The following is a 449-nucleotide window of genomic DNA, read 5'->3' on the forward strand; positions in this document are numbered from 1 at the left end:
CCTCCGGGCCTATGCCTTCGACGAAACGAAGCTGCGTGCCTTCACCGACATGTATAACGACCTCATGCTGGCCGAGTGCGGTCTCAGCAAGCTCGAGAGGGAGATGATTGCCGTTGCGGTTTCGGCGGTCAACCGATGTTTTTATTGCCTGACCGCGCATGGCGCCGCCGTGCGTGAACTGTCCGGCGATCCGGTGCTCGGTGAGTTGATGGTGATGAACTACCGGGTCGCGGATTTGTCCGACCGTCAGCGGGCCATGCTCGACTTTGCCGTCAAGCTGACGGAAAAGCCCGCCGAAATCCTTGAAAGCGACCGCCAGACGCTGCGTGACGCCGGTTTTTCGGACCGGGACATCTGGGACATCGCCTCGGTGGCCGGGTTCTTCAACATGTCCAACCGGGTCGCCGCGGCCTCCGACATGCGCCCGAATGATGAGTATCACTCAAGGG

1 protein-coding gene is annotated in these 449 nt (G+C 61.0%); it reads left to right on the forward strand.

Going from position 1 to position 449, the window contains the following annotated elements; genetic code table 11:
• Positions 1-449 (forward strand): peroxidase-related enzyme (locus FMN52_RS18545; protein WP_148610104.1); only part of this gene is annotated, 449 nt, incomplete at both ends.

It is taken from the genome of Marinobacter sp. BW6 (genome assembly GCF_008107725.1).
GTDB lineage: Bacteria > Pseudomonadota > Gammaproteobacteria > Pseudomonadales > Oleiphilaceae > Marinobacter.